1 protein-coding gene is annotated in these 452 nt (G+C 71.2%); it reads right to left on the reverse strand.

The features are described from left to right. The coding region (locus HWX22_RS31565; RefSeq protein ID WP_175917023.1) for a 6-phosphogluconolactonase at nucleotides 1-280 on the reverse strand (280 nt) is incomplete at its 3' end. Nucleotides 281-452: the final 172 nt, after the last annotated feature.

A 452-nucleotide genomic window follows, 5' to 3' on the forward strand; every position in this document is an offset into this window, starting at 1 on the left:
CGGCGGCGTTCCGGAGCAGCGTGTCGTGCACCAGTTGCGCGTTGCTGGCGCCGTCGGTGTCGGCCACCCAGCGGTCGTCGACCAGGCTCACGTCCACGCGGGCCCAGTCGAGCTCGGCGGTAGACAGGGTTTGCAGGAACGGACGCGGGCTGGTGCCGCCCGACACGGCGAGCGTCGCGCGCGGGTGCTCGGCGAGCGGCGCGGCCAGCGCCGCGCGCACCGCCTGCGCGAGCGCCTCGCACTGCGCTTGCGGGCTTTCGAATGCGTGAAGCTCGATCACTTCTCCTCCAGGCTGCTTTTATTGAATTCGGTGGTCATGCGGGGGACTCCGGCGAGTCGCGGCCGGGACGGGCCGCCTCAGGCATGGTGCAAACGCGTGTTTCAGTTTTCTTCCTCGAGCCAGCAGGTGCCGTGCTGCGCGAGCATCGCGCTGGCCGCCGCGGGGCCCCAGG

Origin of the sequence: Burkholderia sp. BCC1638 (assembly GCF_902833195.1) — a bacterium.
Classification (GTDB): domain Bacteria; phylum Pseudomonadota; class Gammaproteobacteria; order Burkholderiales; family Burkholderiaceae; genus Burkholderia; species Burkholderia diffusa.